The 21,021-nt window shown below is 70.4% G+C and carries 26 protein-coding genes and 1 pseudogene; 18 read left to right on the top strand and 9 right to left on the bottom strand.

What is annotated here, in order from left to right:
* Positions 1-32 precede the first annotated feature (32 nt).
* The 3 genes from ABZ532_RS16520 to ABZ532_RS16510 all read left to right on the top strand — a co-directional run bounded on the left by ABZ532_RS16520 (position 33) and on the right by ABZ532_RS16510 (position 1,636).
* Entirely contained in the window at positions 33-878 is an 846-nt protein-coding gene (locus tag ABZ532_RS16520; RefSeq protein ID WP_361283221.1) for a sulfurtransferase, read from the top strand.
* Positions 879-936: 58 nt separating this feature from the next.
* Positions 937-1,224: a DUF1416 domain-containing protein gene (locus ABZ532_RS16515; RefSeq protein ID WP_361283219.1), complete on the top strand. Its 288-nt coding sequence runs from the start codon at positions 937-939 to the stop codon at positions 1,222-1,224.
* Between the two features lie 133 nt (positions 1,225-1,357).
* On the top strand, positions 1,358-1,636 hold the full coding sequence (locus ABZ532_RS16510) for a DUF3099 domain-containing protein (protein WP_361283217.1): 279 nt from the start codon (positions 1,358-1,360) through the stop codon (positions 1,634-1,636).
* Between the two features lie 29 nt (positions 1,637-1,665).
* On the opposite strand, the gene ABZ532_RS16505 is transcribed toward ABZ532_RS16510, so the two are convergent.
* Positions 1,666-1,971, bottom strand: a complete 306-nt coding sequence (locus tag ABZ532_RS16505) for a cupin domain-containing protein (protein WP_361283215.1) — start codon at positions 1,969-1,971, stop codon at positions 1,666-1,668.
* A gap of 278 nt (positions 1,972-2,249) precedes the next feature.
* Entirely contained in the window at positions 2,250-2,612 is a 363-nt protein-coding gene (locus ABZ532_RS16500) for a DsrE family protein (RefSeq protein WP_361283213.1), read from the bottom strand.
* A 248-nt stretch (positions 2,613-2,860) separates the two neighbouring features.
* Here ABZ532_RS16500 and ABZ532_RS16495 point away from each other — a divergent pair, with 248 nt between their 5' ends.
* From ABZ532_RS16495 to ABZ532_RS16470, 6 genes are all read left to right on the top strand, one after another.
* Positions 2,861-3,589 carry a hypothetical protein gene (locus ABZ532_RS16495; RefSeq protein ID WP_361283211.1) on the top strand — a complete coding sequence of 243 codons (729 nt, stop codon included), beginning with the start codon at positions 2,861-2,863 and terminating at the stop codon, positions 3,587-3,589.
* Complete coding sequence (locus ABZ532_RS16490; RefSeq protein ID WP_361283209.1) at positions 3,586-4,404, top strand: hypothetical protein; 819 nt, start codon at positions 3,586-3,588, stop codon at positions 4,402-4,404. The genes ABZ532_RS16495 and ABZ532_RS16490 overlap by 4 nt, the downstream gene beginning before the upstream one ends.
* Positions 4,401-5,435: a hypothetical protein gene (locus tag ABZ532_RS16485; RefSeq protein WP_361283207.1), complete on the top strand. Its 1,035-nt coding sequence runs from the start codon at positions 4,401-4,403 to the stop codon at positions 5,433-5,435. Before ABZ532_RS16490 ends, ABZ532_RS16485 begins: the two co-directional genes overlap by 4 nt.
* 282 nt (positions 5,436-5,717) lie before the next feature.
* Complete coding sequence (locus ABZ532_RS16480) at positions 5,718-6,290, top strand: FABP family protein (protein WP_361283205.1); 573 nt, start codon at positions 5,718-5,720, stop codon at positions 6,288-6,290.
* Between the two features lie 31 nt (positions 6,291-6,321).
* On the top strand, positions 6,322-6,759 hold the full coding sequence (locus ABZ532_RS16475; RefSeq protein ID WP_361283203.1) for a transcriptional repressor: 438 nt from the start codon (positions 6,322-6,324) through the stop codon (positions 6,757-6,759).
* A 32-nt stretch (positions 6,760-6,791) separates the two neighbouring features.
* On the top strand, positions 6,792-7,772 hold the full coding sequence (locus ABZ532_RS16470; protein WP_361283201.1) for a folate-binding protein: 981 nt from the start codon (positions 6,792-6,794) through the stop codon (positions 7,770-7,772).
* A 72-nt stretch (positions 7,773-7,844) separates the two neighbouring features.
* On the opposite strand, the gene dtd is transcribed toward ABZ532_RS16470, so the two are convergent.
* Positions 7,845-8,270 carry a D-aminoacyl-tRNA deacylase gene (gene dtd / locus ABZ532_RS16465; protein ID WP_361283199.1) on the bottom strand — a complete coding sequence of 142 codons (426 nt, stop codon included), beginning with the start codon at positions 8,268-8,270 and terminating at the stop codon, positions 7,845-7,847.
* A 176-nt stretch (positions 8,271-8,446) separates the two neighbouring features.
* On the opposite strand from dtd, the gene ABZ532_RS16460 reads away from it, so the two are divergent.
* Positions 8,447-9,127: an AmfC protein gene (locus ABZ532_RS16460; protein ID WP_361283197.1), complete on the top strand. Its 681-nt coding sequence runs from the start codon at positions 8,447-8,449 to the stop codon at positions 9,125-9,127.
* Positions 9,128-9,218: 91 nt separating this feature from the next.
* Here ABZ532_RS16460 and ABZ532_RS16455 read toward each other — a convergent pair whose 3' ends face one another.
* The 5 genes from ABZ532_RS16455 to ABZ532_RS16435 all read right to left on the bottom strand — a co-directional run bounded on the left by ABZ532_RS16455 (position 9,219) and on the right by ABZ532_RS16435 (position 13,342).
* Complete coding sequence (locus ABZ532_RS16455; protein WP_361283195.1) at positions 9,219-9,854, bottom strand: histidine phosphatase family protein; 636 nt, start codon at positions 9,852-9,854, stop codon at positions 9,219-9,221.
* A 105-nt stretch (positions 9,855-9,959) separates the two neighbouring features.
* The gene (locus ABZ532_RS16450; protein ID WP_361283193.1) at positions 9,960-10,463 is read right to left on the bottom strand and encodes a YfbM family protein; all 504 of its coding nucleotides are present in this window, start codon (positions 10,461-10,463) and stop codon (positions 9,960-9,962) included.
* A 137-nt stretch (positions 10,464-10,600) separates the two neighbouring features.
* A complete protein-coding gene (locus ABZ532_RS16445; protein ID WP_361283191.1) occupies positions 10,601-11,527 on the bottom strand; it encodes a LysR family transcriptional regulator in 927 nt (308 codons plus the stop codon).
* Positions 11,528-11,642: 115 nt separating this feature from the next.
* Positions 11,643-12,557 carry an aminoglycoside phosphotransferase family protein gene (locus tag ABZ532_RS16440; protein ID WP_361283189.1) on the bottom strand — a complete coding sequence of 305 codons (915 nt, stop codon included), beginning with the start codon at positions 12,555-12,557 and terminating at the stop codon, positions 11,643-11,645.
* Positions 12,558-12,718: 161 nt separating this feature from the next.
* Entirely contained in the window at positions 12,719-13,342 is a 624-nt protein-coding gene (locus ABZ532_RS16435) for an HAD-IA family hydrolase (RefSeq protein WP_361283187.1), read from the bottom strand.
* A gap of 63 nt (positions 13,343-13,405) precedes the next feature.
* Here ABZ532_RS16435 and ABZ532_RS16430 point away from each other — a divergent pair.
* The 8 genes and pseudogenes from ABZ532_RS16430 to ABZ532_RS16395 form a co-directional block, all read left to right on the top strand.
* Positions 13,406-13,627, top strand: a pseudogene (locus ABZ532_RS16430) (RNA polymerase subunit sigma-24); the annotation flags it as partial.
* Between the two features lie 296 nt (positions 13,628-13,923).
* Positions 13,924-14,442, top strand: a complete 519-nt coding sequence (locus tag ABZ532_RS16425) for a toxin-antitoxin system HicB family antitoxin (protein WP_361283185.1) — start codon at positions 13,924-13,926, stop codon at positions 14,440-14,442.
* 88 nt (positions 14,443-14,530) lie between these two features.
* The gene (locus tag ABZ532_RS16420) at positions 14,531-15,376 is read left to right on the top strand and encodes a DUF4097 family beta strand repeat-containing protein (RefSeq protein ID WP_361283183.1); all 846 of its coding nucleotides are present in this window, start codon (positions 14,531-14,533) and stop codon (positions 15,374-15,376) included.
* Between the two features lie 82 nt (positions 15,377-15,458).
* Positions 15,459-16,487, top strand: a complete 1,029-nt coding sequence (locus ABZ532_RS16415; RefSeq protein WP_361283181.1) for an ATP-binding cassette domain-containing protein — start codon at positions 15,459-15,461, stop codon at positions 16,485-16,487.
* Positions 16,484-17,266: an ABC transporter permease gene (locus ABZ532_RS16410; RefSeq protein ID WP_361283179.1), complete on the top strand. Its 783-nt coding sequence runs from the start codon at positions 16,484-16,486 to the stop codon at positions 17,264-17,266. Before ABZ532_RS16415 ends, ABZ532_RS16410 begins: the two co-directional genes overlap by 4 nt.
* Positions 17,267-17,511: 245 nt before the next feature.
* Positions 17,512-17,958: a helix-turn-helix transcriptional regulator gene (locus ABZ532_RS16405; RefSeq protein WP_361283177.1), complete on the top strand. Its 447-nt coding sequence runs from the start codon at positions 17,512-17,514 to the stop codon at positions 17,956-17,958.
* Between the two features lie 50 nt (positions 17,959-18,008).
* The gene (locus ABZ532_RS16400) at positions 18,009-18,632 is read left to right on the top strand and encodes a hypothetical protein (RefSeq protein WP_361283175.1); all 624 of its coding nucleotides are present in this window, start codon (positions 18,009-18,011) and stop codon (positions 18,630-18,632) included.
* Positions 18,633-18,749: 117 nt separating this feature from the next.
* Complete coding sequence (locus ABZ532_RS16395; protein WP_361283173.1) at positions 18,750-19,088, top strand: DUF2516 family protein; 339 nt, start codon at positions 18,750-18,752, stop codon at positions 19,086-19,088.
* A gap of 18 nt (positions 19,089-19,106) precedes the next feature.
* On the opposite strand, the gene ABZ532_RS16390 is transcribed toward ABZ532_RS16395, so the two are convergent.
* Positions 19,107-20,441 (bottom strand): fused response regulator/phosphatase, encoded by a 1,335-nt coding sequence (locus ABZ532_RS16390; RefSeq protein ID WP_361283171.1) that lies wholly within the window; start codon positions 20,439-20,441, stop codon positions 19,107-19,109.
* Positions 20,442-21,021: the final 580 nt, after the last annotated feature.

Here is a 21,021-nt window from a genome sequence, read left to right as displayed (position 1 = left end):
ACCCGCCGCACACTGCCCCGGAGGAGAACAGCATGAGCCGCAGCGACGTCCTGGTAGACGCCGACTGGGTCGAGGCACGCCTGGACGACCCCAAGGTCGTCCTCGTCGAGGTTGACGAGGACACCTCGGCGTACGACAAGAACCACATCAAGAACGCCGTACGGATCGACTGGAAGCAGGACCTCCAGGACCCGGTCCGCCGTGACTTCGTCGACCAGGCGGGCTTCGAGGAGCTGCTGTCGAAGAAGGGCATCTCGAACGACGACACCGTCGTCCTCTACGGCGGCAACAACAACTGGTTCGCCTCCTACGCTTACTGGTACTTCAAGCTCTACGGTCACCAGGACGTCCGGCTCCTCGACGGCGGCCGCAAGAAGTGGGAGCTCGACTCCCGCGACCTGGTGGACGGCGCCGAGGTCCCGGAGCGGGCCGCCACCGAGTACAAGGCCCAGGCCCAGGACACCTCCATCCGTGCCTTCCGCGACGACGTCGTGGCAGCCATCGGCAGCCAGAACCTGGTCGACGTGCGGTCGCCCGACGAGTTCAGCGGCAAGCTGCTCGCCCCGGCGCACCTTCCGCAGGAGCAGTCGCAGCGTCCCGGCCATGTGCCGAGCGCCCGCAACATCCCGTGGTCCAAGAACGCCAACGACGACGGCACCTTCAAGTCGGACGACGCGCTCAAGGCGCTCTACGCCGAGGAGCAGGTCGACCTTGCCACGGACACCATCGCCTACTGCCGCATCGGTGAGCGTTCCGCGCTGACCTGGTTCGTCCTGCACGAGCTGCTCGGCGTCGAGAACGTCAAGAACTACGACGGCTCGTGGACCGAGTACGGCTCCCTCGTCGGCGTGCCGATCGAGCTCGGCGCGAACAAGTAAGCCCGCCAGGGCCTCTCCCTCGACCCTCGACTTATCCCCGACGTAAGGACAGAACAACATGTGCGGAGCGCAGGCAGGCGGCCCCGACGCCTCGACGATCAAGCCCGGTGAGACCACCATCCAGGGCCAGGTGACCCGCGACGGCGAGCCCGTCACCGGTTACGTGCGGCTGCTGGACTCGACCGGCGAGTTCACCGCCGAGGTCCCGACCTCGGCGACCGGACAGTTCCGCTTCTACGCGGCCGAGGGCACCTGGACGCTTCGGGCCCTCGTCCCGGGCGCCACGGCGGACCGTACGGTCGTCGCGCAGACCGGTGGCCTCGCCGAGGTGGCCATCGCCGTCTGACGGCACAGCATGGAACGGGCCGGAGGGCCGCACCCCAGGGGTTGGACGCCACTGGACGGGGTGCGGCCCTCCGGTCGTGTCCGGCTGTTTTCGTGCTCCTGCCCGGGCGTCGTCTCGGACGTACGCTGGAGTCATGTACGCGCGGCGCCGTCACGCCTACTTCCTGATGATGGGCGGATGCCTCGTCCTCTTCGTGTCCGCCTGGGCTTTCGTGCGGCTGTGGTCGATTCCGGCCGCCGTCGCCATGTGCGCGGTGGCCATGGTGATCCCGCCGCTCGCTGCGGTGGTGGCCAACCGGCGCGGCCCCGACGACCGCTGGTGGGACGACCCTTCGGGCGACCCGCAGTCCGATGAGTGGTGGGACGAGCTGGACGGCAAGCGCAAGCCCGGTTCGGGCCCCCGTCAGCAGTGATCACCCGGGCAGTGCAGCCTGAAGAGCCGTCACTCCTCCGGCAGTTCCACGATCACCAACGTGCCCCGGCTTCCGGGACGGACCGTGTGTGCGGTTTCCGCCGCCACCATGAACAACTCACCCGCCCGCACCGACACCGGCATGCCGTCCACCTCCAGCTCCAGCCGGCCGTCGATGACCAGCAGGGCCTCGGCGGTCCGGTGGCTCTCCTCCTCGACCGGCAGCTCGTCCATGCGCAGCACCTTCACGCAGGCCGCCCCCACCATGCCCAGCCTGCGGGAACTCCACGCCTCCGGCAGACCGGCAGCCGTCTCCGCAAGGTCGACCGCATTCATGGCACACCCCTCCTCACGGACGCGGTCGGTCATGCCGAACGAGCCCGCACATAGAGATCAATGGATGTCCTGAAAGCTACGTGACCAGGAAAAACAAGTGGTCGACCGTTTGGCAAAGCCTGTCGCCGGGGCCAGAGCGAAGCCACCCCCCGGCCTCCGCCCGGAGGCTCATCCCTCACCCGGCCAACGATCCGGGACCGCCGGCCGCGCGGCAGGCACGGGGGCACGGGGTATCCGGGCGGTAGGCGGGCGTTGCCAGGGAGCCACTGGAAGACGGGCTAGTAGACGAGTGCCTGGACGCCCTCGCCCATCGCCTCGCTGACGAAGACCTGTGCACCGGCGATCCGTACGCCCTCGATCACGTCCTTCTCGGTGATCTCCCGCCTGGCCGCGCACTGGGTGCACAGCGTGATCTTTCCCGCCGCCAGGATCGAATCGATCAGATCCGGCAGTGGCGCCGCATGCGGCAGCTCGAACTCGGCCGCCCGGCCCGGCAGGGCGAACCACGAGGACTCGCCGGTGAGCCAGAGCGAGACCTCCACCCCGCTGGCCACGGCTACGGCCGCGACCGTGAAGGCCTGTGAGCAGCGCTCGGGGGAGTCGGCGCCTGCGGTCACCTTGATCACGAGCTTCTTCGCCATATGCCGAACTGTAATGCGCGCCGACACAACCCCGGCCCGTGGGCACAGGTCGTTTGTGTGGGCGCGGACAAGAGATTCCGTGCGCAGAGCCATGACCGTGGGGGAACCTCCTTTTGGACACGCAGGACATGCAGGACACCGACAGACCGGGCACGCCGCCACCCGTGCCCGAAGCGCCGCCCAAGGCGGCGCAGCCGGAGCCGCCGCCACCGGCACCCATGCCGGAACTCACAGACGGGGTGGGAGCTGTGCCCAGCACGGCACGCCCCCGGGGCAGGACGGCGCTGACCATCGCCGGGGCGGTGGTGCTCGGCCTCCTCGCCGGCACCGTCACCGGCTACGCCGTCCAGTACGACCGTGCCCCGACGCCGCTACCGCCGCTGTCCCAACCGGAGCTGCGCACGCCGAAGGACATCCCGGCCGGGCCTGGGGCGGACCCGCAGGCGGTCAACGTCCACCGCCGGGTGCCCACCGACGGAGATCTGCGCAAGCTGCTGCTGAAGAAACCCAAGGGCGCCCGGGACAACGAGCGGGTGCAGCAGGGCTGGCGGGGCTTGCTCGACTACGCGTTCGACTATGACAAGCCCGACCGGATGTTCGCCTATATGGCCGGACAGACCCGCCGTATCGCGACGACCAGCTGGGAGGAGCGCGGCGAGGTTTTCGTCACCGTCAATCTGGTCCAGTTCCGGAGCGAGATCTCGTCGACATCCGCCGCCGACTGGGTCAAGGACCGGCAGAGCTACATGCCCAAGAACGCCGGAAACGACGGAACACCGGTGCCCGGCAGTGGCAACGGCCGTGTCTACGTGTACGACGAGCCGGTCCAGAAGACCGGCTACGAGCCGGTGTACCGGGGCCATGCCCTCGCCCACCGAGGCGATGTGGCCGTGGAGATCTGGTACTTCGACAACGCCCGCAAGGTCTCCTCGAAACCGCTGATGGCCCTGATCGAGAAGCAGTTGGAGCGTCTGTGACCGAGCAGCAGGACACCCCGGACTCTCCTGCACCTCAGCAGTCCGGCCCCGGAATTCCCGGCACACCCGGCAAGCCCCCGCGCGGCAGGCGCAGGCTGGTCGTCGGCGGGACCGTGGCGCTCGCACTCGCGGTCCTCGCGGGTGGCGGCGCGCTGGCCCTGGGCAAGCTCGCCGACGCCGACCGCACAGCGCCCACGGTCGTCTGGGCGCAGCCGTCCGCGGCCGTGCGCGGAGCGGACAGCTCGATCGCGCCCCGCGGACTTGCCGCGAAGCTGCCTCCGGTGCCCTTCTTCTCCGCGCTGGGACCGGACATCGACGGTCTCGGGAACAACGTCGTGCTGGGCAAGCGGCAGGCGATCGCCCACTTCAAGGAGGGCTCCCGCGACCTGCCGCCGACGCAGCGCAAGGCGCGCAACAAAGCCATCGACAAGCTGCGTATCCAGGGTCTCGCGCTGCGCAGCCACGTGTCCTTCGACCGGGAGCTGATCGTCGAGATGCGGCTCGCGCAGATCGAGAACGGCAAGGACGGGCGGGCGCTTGCCGCGTTCCAGTCCGAGTTCGCGGAAGCACTCGGCATCTTCCGCAAGGGCCCCGCGATTCCGGGCTTCAAGAACGCCAAGTGCTTCCTCATGCCCAAGGGCCTCGAGGGCAAGGACTCCGACACCGAGCTCGACGCGATGTTCTGCAGCGCGTACGAGGGCGATGTGCTGGTGGACACCGTCGCGTACGGCACCGGTCCCCTGGACACCAAGACGGCCGCCGACCTTCTTGAGGAGCAGCTCGAATACCTCAGATCTCCCGGGGAGTACGTGTGACCGACGAGAACCGCACCGCGTCCGAGGCGTCCGAGGTGCCTTCGGCACCTGAGGCGGCCTCGGCACCCGGGAGACCCGCCGCGCCACTCGCCCCCGCGGTGCCCGGGGCACCCGAGGCCGCTCCCGAGCGGGAAGCGCCCCCGGCGCCTCCCGCCGCCGATGTTCCCCCGGCGCCCCCCGTGGCAGCCCCCGAGGCGGACCCGTGGGTCCCACCGGCGGCGCTCGACGGCTCCCAGCAGGTCGCCGCTGCCCCAACCGGTCCAGGGGGCGGCCGCCACAGGCTCAGGGCCGTGCTGCGCTGGACGGCGGCCATCGTCGCCTTCGCCTCGGTGGGCACTGCCGTGGCCTACGGAATCATCCGGCAGGAACGCACCGACGTTCCCGGCCTCTCCACCCTGAGCGACGGCCGCTGGGCGTACCCGAAGCTGGTGAAACCGGTGCTGCCGCCCGGCGCCGTGCAGCCCTTCGACGAGCAGAACCCAGGGCGCGTCCACTACGCGGACCTGGCCGCGCTGCTGCTCCCGGCGCCCGCGGGTGCCCGGGCCGACACATCGCTCAAGGGCAGCGGGCAGCGGGTACCGGTCGGCCGGTTCCTCGGGGAGTATCCCGAAGAGGAGCGGGCTGACCTGGAACAGGATCTCGCCGACGGCGGTCTGCGGCATGTCGTGGCGCGGGGCTGGACCATGCCCGACTCCACCAGCACCCGGATCTACCTGCTGCGCTTCCACTCGGCCGGGTACGCCGAGCAGTTCGCCACGGAGCACCTGGGCGGGTACGCGGAGGCGGAGCTGCCGGTGAACGGGGTGGAGGACAGAGCCCCGGTCGATGACGGGTACCCGGCGACCGCGAAGGCCCCCAAAACCGACTGCTATGTGTACGACGAGTCGCCGGCCGCCGGCCCCGCGCACGTCCGGCACGCGTACATCGCGGCGGGCGACACGCTCGCGCTGATCATCCAGGAGCGGAAGGGCAGGGCGCACGCCGTGCCGTTCCACCAGACCGTGGTGCTCCAGAGCCAGCTGCTCGGCTGACCGACGCACCGCGGACGCACGGCGGACCTCGCAGCGAGGGCCGGACTCCCGCCCACTAAGCTGGAGCCCGGCCCGTACTGCTCGCACTGCTCATCCGAGGAGCACCCCCGTGATCTTTTTCTTCGAGACCCTGCTGGTCCTGGTCTGTGTCGGCGTGCTCGCCTTCGCCGGACTGGCCGTGAAGAAGCTGTACCAGGGCCAGCGCTGAACCCGTCCGCGTGACCCGCGCCGGCTGACGTATCACCGGCATCACCCACCTCGCAGAGAACGCCAGAGACACTCATGATCGAGATCCCGTCCGACCTCAATCCCGACCTCGTCCCCCTCGCGTTCCTGCTCGGTACGTGGGAGGGCGCGGGCGTCTCCGACTTCCCGGGCGCCGAGAAGTGCAACTTCGGCCAGTCCGTGACGTTCAGCCATGACGGCCGGGACTTCATCGAGTACGTCTCGCACTCCTGGGTGCTCGACTCCGAGGGCAGGAAGGTCAAGCCGCTGGAGTCCGAGTCGGGCTACTGGCGGATCGACAAGGACCGCAAGGTCGAGGTCGTGATGGTCCGCGACCAGGGCATCGTGGAGATCTGGTACGGCGAGCTCGCCGACCAGAAGCCGCAGATCGACCTGGCCACGGACGCGGTGGCGCGGACCGCCGCCTCCGGCCCGTACACCGGTGGCAAGCGCCTGTACGGATACGTCAAGAGCGATCTGATGTGGGTGGGCGAGAAGGCCACCCCGGAGGTGCCGCTGCGGCCGTACATGTCCGCGCACCTCAAGAAGGTCGTCACGCCCGAGCAGGTCGAGCAGTGGGCGAAGGACCTCGGGGACCTCCCGGACGACGGGATCGCCTTCTTCAAGTAGGCACACGGGGCCTCGCGCCTACACTGGTCGCGTGGTGAGCACCGACTGGAAGAGCGATCTGCGGGAGCGCGGCTACCGGCTGACCCCACAGCGCCAGCTCGTACTCGAAGCCGTCGACACTCTGGAGCACGCGACACCCGACGACATCCTCGTCGAGGTGCGCAAGACGGCGTCCGGGATCAACATCTCCACGGTCTACCGGACGCTGGAGCTCCTCGAGGAGCTGGGCCTGGTCTCGCACGCCCATCTGGGCCACGGCGCGCCGACGTACCACCTGGCCGACCGGCATCACCATCTGCACCTGGTCTGCCGGGACTGCACCGACGTCATCGAGGCGGATGTCGAGGTCGCCGCCGACTTCACCGCGAAGCTTCTTGAGACCTTCGGTTTCGACACCGACATGAAGCACTTCGCGATCTTCGGGCGGTGCCGTGACTGCGCCGCGAAGGCGGCTACCGGCCAGTCGTAGGTCCGGATCCGTGCGGCCGTAGGCTTGGGCCCATGCAGCGACCATCAACGACCAGCCCTCTGCTGTCCCTGCCCGGCGCCGTTCCCGCCGAGGGGCGCGACGAAGGCGTCGCCGCACACTACGGCGATCTGTTCCGCGAGCAGCGCGCGCTCGCGGACGGCAGAGGTTTCGTCGACCTCTCGCACCGCGGTGTCGTCACCGTGTCCGGCGGCGACCGGCTCAGCTGGCTGCATCTGCTGCTCACCCAGCACATGACAGAGCTCCCGGTGGGCCGGGCGACCGAGGCGCTGATCCTGTCCGCCCACGGTCATATCGAGCACGCGCTCTCTCTCGTGGATGACGGCGAGACGGTGTGGGCGCACGTGGAGCCGGGCACCCAGGACGCCCTCATCGCCTACCTGGAGTCGATGAAGTTCTTCTACCGGGTGGAGGTGGCCGACCGTACGGACGAGTTCGCCGTCGTCCATCTGCCGGCCGGTTCGATCGCCGAGGCCCCCGAGGGGGCCGTCGTACGGGAGACCCCGCAGGGCCGCGACCTGTTCCTGCCGCGGCGGGACCTGGAGGCGTACGCGGCGGCCAACGGGCCCGCGGCCGGGGTGCTGGCGTACGAGGCGCTGCGCGTGGAGGCGCACCGCCCGCGGCTCGGCTTCGAGACGGACCACCGGACGATCCCGCACGAGATCGGGTTGATCGGGAGCGCCGTGCACCTTCAGAAGGGCTGCTACCGGGGTCAGGAGACCGTGGCACGCGTCCACAACCTGGGGAAGCCGCCGCGGCGGCTGGTGTTCCTGCACCTGGACGGCAGCGAGGTGCACCTGCCGGGGCACGGCGCGCCGGTGCGGCTGGCCGCGGACGGGGACGAGGGCCGTCAGCTGGGCTTCGTCACGACATCGGCCCGCCACCACGAGCTGGGCCCGATCGCCCTGGCGCTGGTGAAGCGGAACGTACCCGTGGACGCCGAGCTGCTGGCAGGGAACACGGCGGCGGCGCAGGAGACCGTCGTCGAGCCGTAGATCGCTGCTCGACCGAGACTCCACTCGACCAGAACCCGAACGGGAATCGATCAGATCCCGGTCAAAGCACGATCAGACCTCGATCAGAACCGTGAACGGGCCCTGGTTCGTGAGCGAGACCCGCATGCTCGCTCCGAACCTGCCCGTCTCCACCCGTGCCCCGAGAGCCCGCAGCTGTGCCACCACCTCGTCCACGAGCGGCTCGGCGACCTCGCCGGGCGCGGCGGCGTTCCAGGTGGGGCGGCGGCCCTTGCGGGCATCGCCGTAGAGGGTGAACTGCGAGATCACCAGCAGCGGTGCGTCGATGTCCGAGCAGGACTTCTCGCCCTCCAGGATCCGCACCGACCACAGCTTCCGGGCCAGCTGCGCCGCCTTCTCCGGGGTGTCCTCGTGGGTGACCCCCACCAGCACACACAGCCCCTCGCCGACGATCTCGCCCACCGTCTCGCCGGCCACCACGACGCCCGCGCCGTCGACCCGCTGTACCACCGCTCGCATGAGGACCAATCTACTGGCGGGCCTCTGTCCGGGCGTATCCATGTGTATCCGGGGCTGAACGGGTGCAGAGCACCTGCGTACGAACCGCCCGCAATGGCACCATGCACGGAGTCGGTGCTTCCCCACTGCCCTCCGGGCCGGGGGAGACCCCATGCACCGGTCGAGGGGATCAGGCAATGAGCACATCAGGCGCCGGGCAGTCGTCCGGCCCCGTTCCGACGACCATCCGTAGTGGTGCGAGCGCGGTACGTCCGCCCGTGCAGCGCACCGCCGACACGCTTCACGAGCTGAAGGAACCCGACCTCGGCGCGCTCGGGCTGCCGGAGCTGCGGGCGCTGCGCCGTGATTCGCAGCGCGACGAGGCGGATCTGAGTTACGTACGGCGTCTGCTGCACGGCCGCATCGACATCCTGCGAGCCGAGCTGTCACGGCGCAGCGAGTCGCCGGTCGCCGCACCGGAGGACCCGGCCGCGCCGACGGAAGGCGGTCCGAACACGCAGGCGTCCTCGCATGCGGGCCACGCGGGTCCGGACGCCGCCGTCGTGGACCGGCTCTCGGCGATCCTCACCGACCCGCCGTCGCGGCGGGGCAATTCGGCCCGTCATGTGACGATGTCCGCCCCGCGCGGCGAGGCGTACGGGCAGTTCGCCGCGGCGATGCTGGCCGAGGTGGAGCTGTCCGACCTTGACGCCCGCACGGACGAGGAACTCCACTCCGCCATGGGTCGCCTGGCGCGGTACGAGCAGGAGGTGTCCCGGCAGCGGGTCGAGCTCCAGCGGACCGTGGACGAGTGCAGCACCGAGATCGCCCGCCGATACCGCGAGGGAGAGGCACAGGTGGACGACCTGCTCGTCTGAGGACGCCCGCGCCGAGGCGTTCCTTCCGGACGGGCCCGTGTCACGAAGGAATGCCTCCCGCAGCGGGCGGGTCGGACGATGCCCCCTGCCCTCACATGCGGAGCCCGGGCGGGAATCCGGTCCAGCGGAGCTCAGCCGGAAGGTGCCCCATGGCGTTGGAGAACACCACGGACGCGGGCCGGTCGGGTGCGTACCGGATCACCGTCAGGGCGGCATTGCCGAAGTTGAGGCCCAGCCAGCGCCAGCGGGGGGCGTCGACGGCGGCCCGGACGAGCCAGCCGATCAGGAAGTTGTGGGTGACCACCAGCTCATGGCGCGGCTCATCGCCTTCGACGGGCCCGGTGAACCTGTCGAGCGCGGCCTGCGCCAGTGCGGGGCCCTGCTCCCGCGCCCGGGCCGGGAACCGGGCGATGAACTCGATCATGCCGTCCGCGTACGCGGCGGAGGGTTCCTCGGGGAGCTCATCGCGCCCGGGGACGTACGGGATGTAGTCCCCGGCTGGTTCGCACGCGTGCAGGGGCACACCCGGGAGGCGGTCGCCGATGAGCCGGGCCGTCTGCGCGGCCCTCGGCAGTGGCCCGTGGTGGATCGCCGAGAGCGGGGTGCTCCGCAGCCGCTCACCGAGCAGTCCGGCCTGGCGCCTGCCGTTTTCCGTCAGTGCGCTCTCGTCCGCTGTCGCCTCGCCGTGCCGGGCCAGGTAGAGATACCGGGCGGCTGTGGTGGTCACGTGGGTCCTCCTGGCGGCGTTCATGATCGTGCCGATGGCATGCCGGGAGGGACGCGTCGGTGTGCGGGGCGGTTCCGTGACTGCCCGCGCCGCCGTGACGGGGGCTCAGTCCAGCCAGATGAGCATGCCGTCCCCGCCCCGTGCAGCCGCGTCGAAGAACGGCACCAGGGCCTCGTAGTGCTCGCGCACCCAGTCCAGTGACTCCCCCCGCTCCCAGACGATGACCGGGTAGATGTCCGCCGCCGCCAGCTCATCGGGGCCGACGCCGGCGACGAGATCGTCCCCGCTGATCCGTATGAGCCCTTCGGCGGCCACCTTGACCCGCTCGGGCGTGAGATAGCGGGGTGGACCGTACCCCCAGTCGTCGGCGCCGGGTATCTCCTCCTCGCCGTGGACGACGTCGACGGGGAAACCCACCCGGCGCAGGAGGAAGCCAAGCGCGTCCCACGCCTTGTCGGTGTCGAGGCAGCGGCTGCCGCCCCCGCCGTCGCCCCCGTCGAGCTCTGCCTCCACCAACTCGTCGACGAAGCCCAGCGCCCACTCCGGATCGCGGATGACCCGCGCCAGCTCGGCCGGGCTGACCCGTGCGTACTCACCGATCATGCTCATGAGTGGATCGTAGAAGCGGCCACTGACAACGCCGTGGGCGGCCTCATGCAGCCGGCGGATCCGGCGGTCGGCTCATCGGGGCACAGGCCGTGCCCGGCGTGGCCGTTGCGGGCCTCAGCGGAGACGGCCCGCTTCGGTCACGGCGCCCAGTCCTGCCCTCCGCAACTGCGGGCGACGACACCGGCGAAGACCCGGGCGAGCGGACTGAGCGCATCCCAGCGGCGGACCGCCCAGCCGACCGGCAGCGGGGGCAGGTCGGGAATGGGGACGAGGCGCAGGGGCCCCCCACCGGGACCGTGACCGGAACCGTCACCGGACAACCGCCAGCCGGGCATCACCGGCACCACCGCGTGGCCGAGGCCGAGCTCCGCCAGCAGGAGTGCGGTGTCCCAGTCGGCGACGCTGGTGTCGGGGCTGCTTCGCACACCGAGCTCGGCGAAGGCAGCGTCGAGGCGGGCGCCCGAGGTGGAGTTCTGGGGCAGCCGGATGAGACTGATGTCGGTGAGGTCCGCCGTGCCGACCTGGGCTCGGGCCGCGAGGGGATCATCGGGGCTGACGGCCAGTACCCAGGGCAGGAACACGACCGGCCGCTGCTCGATGCCGCGCACCGGGCCCCCGATGGTGACCCAGGCCAGGTCGAGGTTGCCGGAGGTGAGAGCGTCGAAGCAGTTGCGGCTCGAGGTCTCCGTCTGGAACTCCAGGCTGACCTTCGGGTAGCGCCGCCGGAAGGTGACTATGGCCTCGGACATGAAGTGCCGCACCGTCGTGCCGCCCGTGGTGACGCGTACGGAGCCGCTGTCGCCGCTGACCAGGTCCCCGAGGCGGCGCAGGGCCTGATCAAGCCCGTCGATGCTGATCGACGCGGCATCCAGCAGGACTCGTCCCGCGTGAGTGGGGACGACCCCTCGCGGCTGGCGCTCCAGGAGGCTCATACCGGCCTCCCGCTCCAGCCGTTTCACACGCTGGCTCACCGCTGACTGTGTGCAGTCGAGTTCGCGTGCCACCGCGCTGAGGCTTCCGGCCCTGCACACGGCGACGAAGACGCGGAGGTCGTCCAGAGTCATGAAACCCAAGTTAGCGCTTGGGGCTGGAGCAAAGTGCCGCGGATCGGCTGGGGTTCACCGTCCCATGCCGGTCAAGTGCGTGTTGCTGCCACCAGGTCGGACCACGAGGCCGTGCTCACCCCTCGCGCACGGCGGCGTCAGTGAGGATCGCCTGAAGCCGTGCCCGGCATTCGGCCACGAAGGCGGGGAAGGTGCTCCAGTAGTACGAGACCCCGCTGACGCCCACCGCGATCGCCCAGGCGCGGGCGCGGGCCCATGTCGCATCGCCAAGGCTCAGAGCGTCCCAGTAGGCCTGTCGTGCCCGGGGCGGCAGATCCCAGACCGGGGCGTGCTCTGCGTCGGGGAAACCGATCGAGAGTCCGCCGAAGTCGATCACCGCGTGCAGCCTGCCATCTCTGACCAGGATATTGCTCGGCTTCAGGTCGCCGTGCAGCCACACCTCCCGGCCTGCGGGCTCGGGCAGCGCGAGCGCAGCTCGCCACAGCCGTTCCAGTGCGTCCACGTCGATGTCGGCACCTAGTCGGCGGCAGTCGTCGAAGCATCCACGGACCCACTGGTCGCACGGCCCCAGGCTGCCCCCGCGGTACCAACCGAGCCCGTCGTCCGCGCGAGTCGCCCCCATGAGGCCGGCTCCGTGCAGTTCCCGTACGACCGCCGCCAGGTCCGCCCCGAAGGCCGCCCAGTCCCGGACGGTGCCCGGGCCCGGTTCGGCACCGTCGATCCAGCGGTAGACGGACCAGGGGAGAGGGAACACGTCGTCGGGTGCTCCTGCATGGACGGGTTCGGGAATCCGGCATGGGAGGTGCGGCGCCAGGCGCGGAAGCCACTCCCGCTCCTTCCGTACGGACTCCCCGTTGCCGGCGGTCCGCGGCAGCCGCACGAGCAGCTCATCGCCCAGCCGGTACATGGTGTTGTCCGTGCCCGCACCCGCGGGTGACAGCGAGAGGCCCGCCCACTCCGGGCGCTGCGCCTTCAGCAGGGCGCGGACGACGGTCTCGTCGGCGGGGATCTCGTTCTCGTGAAGGGCCACACCGGGAGTCTCACCGCTGGACGGCCCGCGAGCCAGCGACTTTCGGCGGCACCCGGCGCAAAGCGCCGCACCGCCGAATTCGAAGACCCGGTGGACGTGTTCACGGCGTGCGCCCGCGCGCTGGCGGCCGCCGCAGCCGCCGCAGTGGCCACTGAGGGCGCTCAATCGTGGTCGAGCAGCGGTGCGACCTCGTCCCGGAGCTGCTCGAAGCACTGGTAGTGCAGGCCGCTCAGCCCCGCCGCCCTGGCTGCCTCGACGTTGGGCAGGGTGTCGTCGACCAGCAGGCAGCGTGTCATGTCGGCCCCGGCCTGCCGGGCAGCTATGGCGAAGACACGCGGGTCAGGCTTGGCGACCCCGATCCGAGCGGTGTTGATCACCGCGTCGAAGGCGTCGGTCAGCCCCATCGAGGCCAGAGAGGACTCGAGCCGGGTGGTGGCGTTGGAGACCAGGACCACCGGCACCCTGCTGCGTAGCGCGGCGAGCAGATGGACGACATCGGTGTCGATCCGTCCCGTGAGCGCACTCCACGACCCGACCAGGTCCAGGGCTCGGGCGGGGGACCCGCAGTCGGGTGTCAGAGCCTCCGCGACCTTGCGCCGCCACTGTTCGTCGCTGAGCCGTCCCGTGATGGCCGCGTGCAGCAGCGGGCCGTTGAACGCCGCACCGGCCAGGGTGCCTTCGGTCAGTCCCCAGGCGCGGTCCAGTGCGCTCATCCCGTCGGGGTCCCACAGGTGTACGACTCCGTCGAAGTCGCACAGAACAGCGTCGAACGGCAGTCCATTCATGGGGTGTGATCATGCCACTGGACTGTCTGCCGCGGCACGGGCTCGCCCCGCTCCACCCCCGTGGTCGAGGGCGGCGTGCACATCGCCCGGTACCTGATCGGCATCGCCGACAGGGCGCCCGGGCTGACGCTCCTGGAACGGACGGTCAACGGCCGGCCGGGCCTGGTCGCCCAGCACTCAGGTGTCACCGTGACCGTGGCGGCGTTCGACCTCCCCGGCGGCCGCATCAGCCGCATCTGGGCGGTCCGCAACCCGGAGAAGCTTCGCCCGTGGACCGGGAACTGAGTGAGGACCGAGAGCCCTGGCCCCGATGACGGCCGTCTGTGGGGCGGCGGCAGGTCCGACGCGTCGTGGCGTCATATGACGCCAAGGCTGGCTCCGAATGGCGCCATGCGGCATCACCCGGTGCCATTTGGGTGCCATTCCCTGCTCCTGAATCTGCCTGAGCGTATCTGGGGCCAATATGGCTCAGCTTGTCATCCTTGCATTTTCCCTGTTCAGAGCGCATTCGCTCACGGGTGACGCGGAAATGGCACTCCGTGCGCTTGCGCATGGCGCCATAGTGGTGCCATGATGGCGTCATGGACCTCACCCCGTATGTCGACACCCTCCGCCGTGAGCTCGCGGTGGCCGCCGAAGCCGGCGGGGACGACGCCCGTGCGCTGGCCGAGCGGCTCACCGCTCCGCTGGAGTCCGCGACCCGGCTGACCATGCTCAATGTGCTCTCCGCGGCGATGGACGAGATCACCCGCGAGCTCGCCCCCGGCTCCGTCGACGTACGGCTGCGCGGGCTGGACCCCGACTTCGTGGTGACGCTTCCGCCCGTGGGCGGCGGCCCCGCGGAAGCGGTGGCCGCGGCCGTCGAACCGGTCAAGGCGCACTCGCCTGCGGAGAGCGACGAGGGCGGCACCGCCCGCGTCAATCTGCGTCTGCCGGCCCATCTCAAGGCGCGCGCCGAGGAGGCCGCGAGCCGCGAGGGCCTTTCGGTCAACGCATGGCTGGTGCGGGCCGTATCGGCCGCGGTCGACGGCGGCCCCCAGCCCCGTACGACGGAGAAGGCCCGCAGCGTCGGACAGAGCTTCACGGGCTGGGTGCGCTGACCGCGCGCACCACCCGCCCCACATCACTTCACCCACACCACGTCCCACCAGCAGGGACGCCCACAAGACCCAAGAGGACGGGACACCCATGCCTTCTTTCGACACTCCCGAACCGATCTCGGCCACCGCGCACGTGGAGGCCGGTTCCATCCAGTTCACCGCGGGCGACCGCATCGACACCCTCGTCGAGGTGCGGCCCCGCGACCCGAAGCGGGACCAGGACGTGCGGGCCGCCGAGCAGACCGAGGTCACGTACGCGAGCGGCGTTCTGACGGTCAGGACGCCCAAGCAGCGCTACCTCTTCGGGCGCACCGGCACCGTCGATGTGGCGGTCGAACTCCCCACCGGCTCGCGCGTCGACATGACCGGCGCCTGGGCCCAGGTACTGGGCGAGGGCCGGCTCGGCGAAGTCCGGGTGAAGACCTCTGCGGGTGATGTGCGCCTCGACGCGACCGGGCCGCTCCACCTGACCGCCTCCCACGGCTCGATCACCGTCGATCGGGTCGAGGGTATGGCCGAGATCACCACCAGCTCCGGCAGCCTGCGCGTCGGCACCGTCGACGGTCCCGCCGTGCTGAAGAACTCGCACGGCACCACGACCGTGGGCATCGCGACCGGCGACCTGCGGGTGAGCGGGGCCAACGGCGACATCGACATCACGCGCGCCGAGGGCTCGGTCACAGCCACCACCGCACACGGCACTCTGCGTGTCGCGGAAGTCGCCCGCGGAACCGTCCAGTTGGAGACCTCCTACGGCGCCATCGAGGTCGGCGTCCGCGAGGGCACAGCCGCCTGGCTCGACGTCAGCTCGGGCGCCGGCCAGGTGCGCAACACCCTTGAGGCGTCGGGGACTCCGGAGGAGGCCGAAGACACGGTCAGGGTCCGTGCCCGGACTCGCTTCGGCAACATCGACGTGCGCCGCGCCCGGGCCTGAGCGCCGGCCTCGCCGATTGCCTCACTTCCCACCGTCCGCTCCTCACTCCCCAGTCACTCCAGCCTTCGAACGGGAGGGCTTCATGCCTTCTTCTGTCATGCCCACGTCAAGGCGTCACGACGGTTCACCGTTGTCCGCTGCCGTCTCCGCCGTCGGTCTGCGTAAGTCGTACGGCGACAAGACCGTGCTCGACGGTATCGATCTGCACATTCCCGCCGGGTCCGTGTTCGCGCTGCTCGGGCCCAACGGCGCCGGCAAGACCACCACTGTGCAGATCCTGTCCACGCTCATCGCCGCCGACGGCGGACAGGCCCAGGTGGCGGGACACGATGTCGCCACATCCCCGGACGGGGTGCGCGCGGCGATCGGGGTCACCGGTCAGTTCGCCGCGCTCGACGACCTGCTCACCGCCGAGGAGAACCTGCTCCTCATGGCCGACCTGCTTCGTCTCGGCAAGCGTGAAGGGCAGTCCCGTACCCGGGAGTTGCTTCAGCGGTTCGATATCGCGGATGTCGCGCACAAGCGGGCCGCGACCTTCTCCGGCGGTATGCGGCGCCGGCTCGACCTCGCCATGACGCTGGTCGGCGACCCCCAGGTGATCTTCCTGGACGAGCCGACGACCGGGCTCGATCCACGCAGCCGCCGCACCATGTGGGACACGGTGCGCTCGCTGGTCGCGGGCGGCACCACCGTCTTCCTCACCACCCAGTACCTGGAGGAAGCCGACCAGCTGGCCGACCGGATCGCCGTACTCGACGGCGGCCGGATCGTCGCCGAAGGCACCGCCGACGAGCTCAAGTCGCAGATCCCCGGCAGTCACGTACGGCTGCGGTTCACCGACTCCGCCGAGTACGAGCGCGCAGCCGCGGCCTTCCCGGGCGCGGCCCGCGACGACGAGAACCTCGCCCTCCGGGTGGCGGGTGACGGCGGCCTCGACGCGCTGCGCGGCCTGCTCGACCGGCTCGACGCCGCCGGTATCCAGGCCGCCGACTTCTCCGTGCACACCCCCGACCTCGACGATGTCTTCCTCGCCCTGACCGGCCACGGCACCGGCAAATCCGGTGACGGCACCGCCGCCGCCCCGCTCCACGTCAAGGAGACCCTGCGATGAGCACCCTCACCTACGCCGTGCACGACTCGATGACGATGCTGCGGCGCAATCTGAAGCACGCGATCCGCTATCCGGCCGTGGGATTCGGCAGCGCCATGATGCCGATCCTGATGCTGCTGCTGTTCGTGTACGCCTTCGGTGCCTCACTCGGCGCCGGGATCGGTGGTGGCCGGGACGCCTACCTGGAGTACCTGACGCCGGGCATCATCATCATGGGGGTGGCCGCCGGTTCGATGTCGACGTCGATCGCGGTCTGTTCCGACATGACGGAAGGCATCATCAACCGCTTCCGCACCATGAACATCACGCGTTCGTCATTCATGACGGGCCATGTCATCGGCAGCGTGATCCAGACGATGGTCAGCGCCGTCCTGGTCGTGGGCGTCGCCCTCGCCGTCGGCTTCCGCTCGGACGCGACCGCGCTGGAATGGCTCGCCGCCGCAGGTCTGCTCGCGGCCATCGCGTTCGCGGTGACCTGGCTGTCGGCGGCGCTCGGCCTGATCTCCAAGACCGTCGAGTCCGCGAGCAACAAGCCGCTGTTGGTCCAGTTCCTGCCATTCCTCGGCTCCGCGTTCGTGCCGGCCGACTCGATGTCCCCTGGCCTGCGCTGGTTCGCCGAGAACCAGCCGTTCACACCGATGACCGAGACGCTGCGCGGCCTGCTCTCCGGCTCGGAGATCGGCAACAACGGCTGGATCTCGCTCGCCTGGTGCGCCGGCATCGCCCTGGTCGGCTACGTGTGGTCGCGCTCCCTGTTCAACAGCACCACCAAGCGCTGAGAACCCGCACTCGGTCCCGCGCGAGGACCGATCCACCCGCCGCCGGCCCAGGTATCCGCCCCGATGGTGGCGTGAATGCCCGGGTCGGCGGCGGGCCGCCGTTGCCTGGGTGCGCGGCACCGGCCGTTCGCAGGGTCTGGCCGGGCAGGTCACGGGAGGACTGCGCGCGCCGCGGGCGGCGCGTTGGGAACACTTTTGCAAGCGTCCGCTTGCAAAAGTTAGCGATAGTGTCGCAGTATCGGGGTATGGCATCACTCAACGTCGGCAATCTCGGCGAGTACCTTCGCGAGCAGCGGCGCACCGCGCAGCTGTCGCTGCGGCAGCTTGCCGAGGCCGCCGGGGTGTCGAATCCGTACCTCAGCCAGATCGAGCGCGGGCTGCGCAAGCCCAGCGCCGAGGTGTTGCAGCAGGTCGCGAAGGCGCTGCGGATCTCGGCGGAGACGCTGTACGTACGGGCCGGAATCCTGGAGGAGCGGGAGCCGGACGAGCTGGAGACGAGGGCCGCCGTCCTCGCCGACCCGTCGATCAACGAGCGGCAGAAGCAGGTGCTGCTCCAGATCTACGACTCGTTCCGCAAGGAGAACGGCTTCGACGCCGATAGAGAGAGGGACGACACCGCCGGTGCCGCTGGTGACGGCCTCCGCAAGGGCGCGCCAGGCGGTGTCGATGGGCAGAAAACCGATCAATTCTGACCGACTGACCGACTCTGATTCAGACTTTGCGATCCGGGAGGACCCCAGTCATGGCCATCGCTGATGACCTGCGCAAGACGTTCACCGACCCGACCCCCCTGTACTTCGCCGCCGGCACCGCCGATCTCGCGGTGCAGCAGGTCAAGAAGGTGCCCGGGCTGATCGAGCAGCTGCGGGCCGAGGCGCCCGCGCGGTTCGAGGCAGTGCGGGAGGCCGACCCGAAGGCCGTGCAGGCGAAGGTGACCGCACAGGCCAAGGAGGCCCAGGCCACCGTTCAGGCCAAGGTCACCGAGGTGATCGGGAGCATCGACACCGATCTGCGGAAGCTGGGCGAGACGGCCCAGGACCTGGCGCTGCGCAGTGTGGGTGTGGCCGCCGAGTACGCGGTGCGGGCACGCGAGACATACGAGAAGGTCGCCGAGCACGGTGAGCAGGCCGTGAAGTCGTGGCGCGGTGAGGCCGCCGAGGAGATCGCCGAGATCGCCATCGCGGTCGAGCCCAAGGGCGACGCGCCGAAGAGCGACGAGGCGAAGGCGAACGGCACCTCGGTGAAGTCCGCTCCTGAGGCGAAGCCCGCCGCCGAAGGGCAGCAGAAGGCCGCCGCCCCGGCTCCCCGCAAGGCTCCGGCCCGCAAGCCTGCCGCCAAGAAGAGCTCCCCGTCCACCGGGAAGTAAGCGCGTACCGCGTCCGGGCACCGGGGGCACGTCTCCGGTGCCCGGGTCGTTGTCAGGGCAGGCCGGGGTACCTTGGCCGCGAGGCGCTCACCATCACTCGTTAGGCGGTGCTCAGGCATGTTGCTCGACCGATTCGACGCGTCGCTGTTCTTCTTCCTCGATCTGGCGATGCTGCTGCTCGCGCTGGTCGCGCTGGGCATCGCCGCGTTCGCGCGTGAGGACGCCTACCGGGCCGCGAACAAGCAGTCCAAGATGTTCTGGCTGATCCTGCTGGGTGTCACGGTCGCGGTGAACCTCTTCATCCCGATGCTGTTCCTCCAGCTCGCGGGGCTGATCGCGTCGATCGTGTTCATGGTCGACGTACGCCCCGCGCTCCGGCAGGTCTCGGGCGGCGGCGGCCGGCGCGGCGGGTCCAGCAGCGACGGGCCGTACGGCCCCTACAACGGAGGACGCTAGCCGCCGCCGTTCATCCGGCTAGCGCGTCCGGTCCAGCAGCAGTACCGCCAGGTCGTCCGTCAGGTCCCCGCCGTTCAACTCGCGCACCTCGGTCACCGTGGCGTCCAGCAGTGCCTCGCCGCGCAGCCCGGCGTCGAGCCCGCGGTTGACCATCTCGACCATGCCCTCCTGCCCCAGGCGGTCGCCGCCCGGGGACGTCCGGCCCTCGATGAGGCCGTCCGTGTACATCATCAGGCTCCAGGCCCCGCCGAGCTCGACCTGGCGACGCGGCCAGCGGGCGTTCGGCAGCAGGCCGAGGGCCGGGCCGCCGTTCTCGTACGGCAGCAGGCGTGCGGCCTGGCCCCGGCGGGCGATCAGCGGAGACGGGTGGCCCGCGAGGCACAGACCGGCCCGGCGTCCGTCCGGGGCGATGTCGACCGTGCAGAGCGTCGCGAAGATCTCCTCGCTCTCCCGCTCGTGCTCCAGCACCTGCTGGAGGGTGGACAGCAGCTCGTCGCCGCACAGTCCCGCGAAGATCAGCGCACGCCAGGCGATCCGCAGCTCCACTCCGAGCGCAGCCTCGTCCGGGCCATGGCCGCAGACGTCGCCGATCATCGCGTGGACGGTGCCGTCCGCGGTACGGACCGTGTCGTAGAAGTCACCGCCGAGCAGGGCCCGGGAGCGTCCGGGCCGGTAGCGGGCGGCGAAGCGCAGGTCGGAGCCCTGGAGCAGGGGCGTCGGCAGCAGTCCGCGCTCGAGGCGGGCGTTCTCCTGCGCCCGCAGTCGTGATTCGGCCAGTTTCACCTGCGCCGTGTCGGCCCGTTTGCGCTCGACGGCGTACCGGATGGCGCGGCTCAGCAGCCTTCCGTCCAGCTCGTCGCGGAGCAGGAAGTCCTGTGCGCCGACCCGTACGGCCTCGGCGGCGCGCTCGGCGTCCGCCTCCGCGGTCAGGGCCAGCACGGCGTGCCGCGGCGCGAGGCGCAGCACGTGCCGCAGCACCGCGAGCTCGTCCCCGGGGTCCTTGGCGTCCCCGTTCGGGACCCGGCAGGGCAGCGCGAGGTCGACGAGGATGCAGTGCACGTCGTCGGTGAGCAGCCGCTCGGCCTCGGTGAGGTTGCGTGCGGTGCGGATGCGGACGCGGGTCCCCGCGGCGCCGAGCAGCTCGGGGACGGTGAAGGTGCCCGCCGGGTCGTTCTCGATGACGAGCAGGGTGAGGTAGCCACCGCCCTGCGTCTCGGGGACGGCGTTCGGGGTGACGTCCGTGGCATCGGAGATGTGCGTGACGTCCGTGACGTCCGTCATGTGCGAGGGACCGGTGGTGGCCGGTACGGCGACGGGTGAACCGGTCCGCTGGCGCGGAACGGGTACGGGCATCGAATCGGTTTCCTTCCCTCCCCCCGGCGCGACAGGTCGACGAACGACGTCCTGCCAGACGGGGACCATAGCGGTAGGGAACGGTGCAACGGAATGGCGTTCTCTGAAGACCCAAGAGCATATGCCGCGTAGCGGGAGCTAGTTGCCCCAAGGGTGATGACGAACGTCACGCGTTTGCGGTGAGCCAGGTCACGTGAGGGCCGGTGACCGGCCTCACTTGGTGTCAATTCAGGGCATATCGATGGGCCGGTCGGCGATTTGGGTGTGTATGGAAGTCCTCGTTCCCTCTGTCGCTCGCCCTCGCTCCTCGCGCGGGCGGTGCTTTTGCCGCTCCGTCTCAGGGGCTCGCCGGCGCTCCGTCTCGGTGACCTGTCGACCTCCGCAGGCGGATCGGGCAGCTCGCCGGCCCGTGCCGCGTGGGGACGGGCGCGGCAGGGGGTGCCGGAAAGCCCGCAGGCGAGGCGGCTTCGCCCTGCGAATCGTCCAACGCCGGGGAGTCGAGGGCGCGCAAAGCTGACGGCGGCCTCGGCCCTGCCGTTGACGCGCTTGAGCGCCTCGGCCGGGAAGCCGGCCCGGTGGC

The organism is Streptomyces sp. NPDC019396 (assembly GCF_040632375.1).
Lineage (GTDB): Bacteria > Actinomycetota > Actinomycetes > Streptomycetales > Streptomycetaceae > Streptomyces.
Note: the sequence above shows the minus strand (reverse complement) of the source record. Positions and strands in the feature narration are given on the sequence as shown.

Coding starts and splice junctions, on each gene's coding strand:
- ABZ532_RS16520 (WP_361283221.1), top strand. CDS start 33: ATGAGCCGCAGCGACGTCCTGGTAGACGCCGACTGGGTCGAGGCACGC.
- ABZ532_RS16515 (WP_361283219.1), top strand. CDS start 937: ATGTGCGGAGCGCAGGCAGGCGGCCCCGACGCCTCGACGATCAAGCCC.
- ABZ532_RS16510 (WP_361283217.1), top strand. CDS start 1,358: ATGTACGCGCGGCGCCGTCACGCCTACTTCCTGATGATGGGCGGATGC.
- ABZ532_RS16505 (WP_361283215.1), bottom strand. CDS start 1,971: ATGAATGCGGTCGACCTTGCGGAGACGGCTGCCGGTCTGCCGGAGGCG.
- ABZ532_RS16500 (WP_361283213.1), bottom strand. CDS start 2,612: ATGGCGAAGAAGCTCGTGATCAAGGTGACCGCAGGCGCCGACTCCCCC.
- ABZ532_RS16480 (WP_361283205.1), top strand. CDS start 5,718: ATGATCGAGATCCCGTCCGACCTCAATCCCGACCTCGTCCCCCTCGCG.
- ABZ532_RS16470 (WP_361283201.1), top strand. CDS start 6,792: ATGCAGCGACCATCAACGACCAGCCCTCTGCTGTCCCTGCCCGGCGCC.
- dtd (WP_361283199.1), bottom strand. CDS start 8,270: ATGCGAGCGGTGGTACAGCGGGTCGACGGCGCGGGCGTCGTGGTGGCC.
- ABZ532_RS16460 (WP_361283197.1), top strand. CDS start 8,447: ATGAGCACATCAGGCGCCGGGCAGTCGTCCGGCCCCGTTCCGACGACC.
- ABZ532_RS16450 (WP_361283193.1), bottom strand. CDS start 10,463: ATGAGCATGATCGGTGAGTACGCACGGGTCAGCCCGGCCGAGCTGGCG.
- ABZ532_RS16445 (WP_361283191.1), bottom strand. CDS start 11,527: ATGACTCTGGACGACCTCCGCGTCTTCGTCGCCGTGTGCAGGGCCGGA.
- ABZ532_RS16435 (WP_361283187.1), bottom strand. CDS start 13,342: ATGAATGGACTGCCGTTCGACGCTGTTCTGTGCGACTTCGACGGAGTC.
- ABZ532_RS16425 (WP_361283185.1), top strand. CDS start 13,924: ATGGACCTCACCCCGTATGTCGACACCCTCCGCCGTGAGCTCGCGGTG.
- ABZ532_RS16420 (WP_361283183.1), top strand. CDS start 14,531: ATGCCTTCTTTCGACACTCCCGAACCGATCTCGGCCACCGCGCACGTG.
- ABZ532_RS16415 (WP_361283181.1), top strand. CDS start 15,459: ATGCCTTCTTCTGTCATGCCCACGTCAAGGCGTCACGACGGTTCACCG.
- ABZ532_RS16410 (WP_361283179.1), top strand. CDS start 16,484: ATGAGCACCCTCACCTACGCCGTGCACGACTCGATGACGATGCTGCGG.
- ABZ532_RS16405 (WP_361283177.1), top strand. CDS start 17,512: ATGGCATCACTCAACGTCGGCAATCTCGGCGAGTACCTTCGCGAGCAG.
- ABZ532_RS16400 (WP_361283175.1), top strand. CDS start 18,009: ATGGCCATCGCTGATGACCTGCGCAAGACGTTCACCGACCCGACCCCC.
- ABZ532_RS16395 (WP_361283173.1), top strand. CDS start 18,750: ATGTTGCTCGACCGATTCGACGCGTCGCTGTTCTTCTTCCTCGATCTG.
- ABZ532_RS16390 (WP_361283171.1), bottom strand. CDS start 20,441: ATGCCCGTACCCGTTCCGCGCCAGCGGACCGGTTCACCCGTCGCCGTA.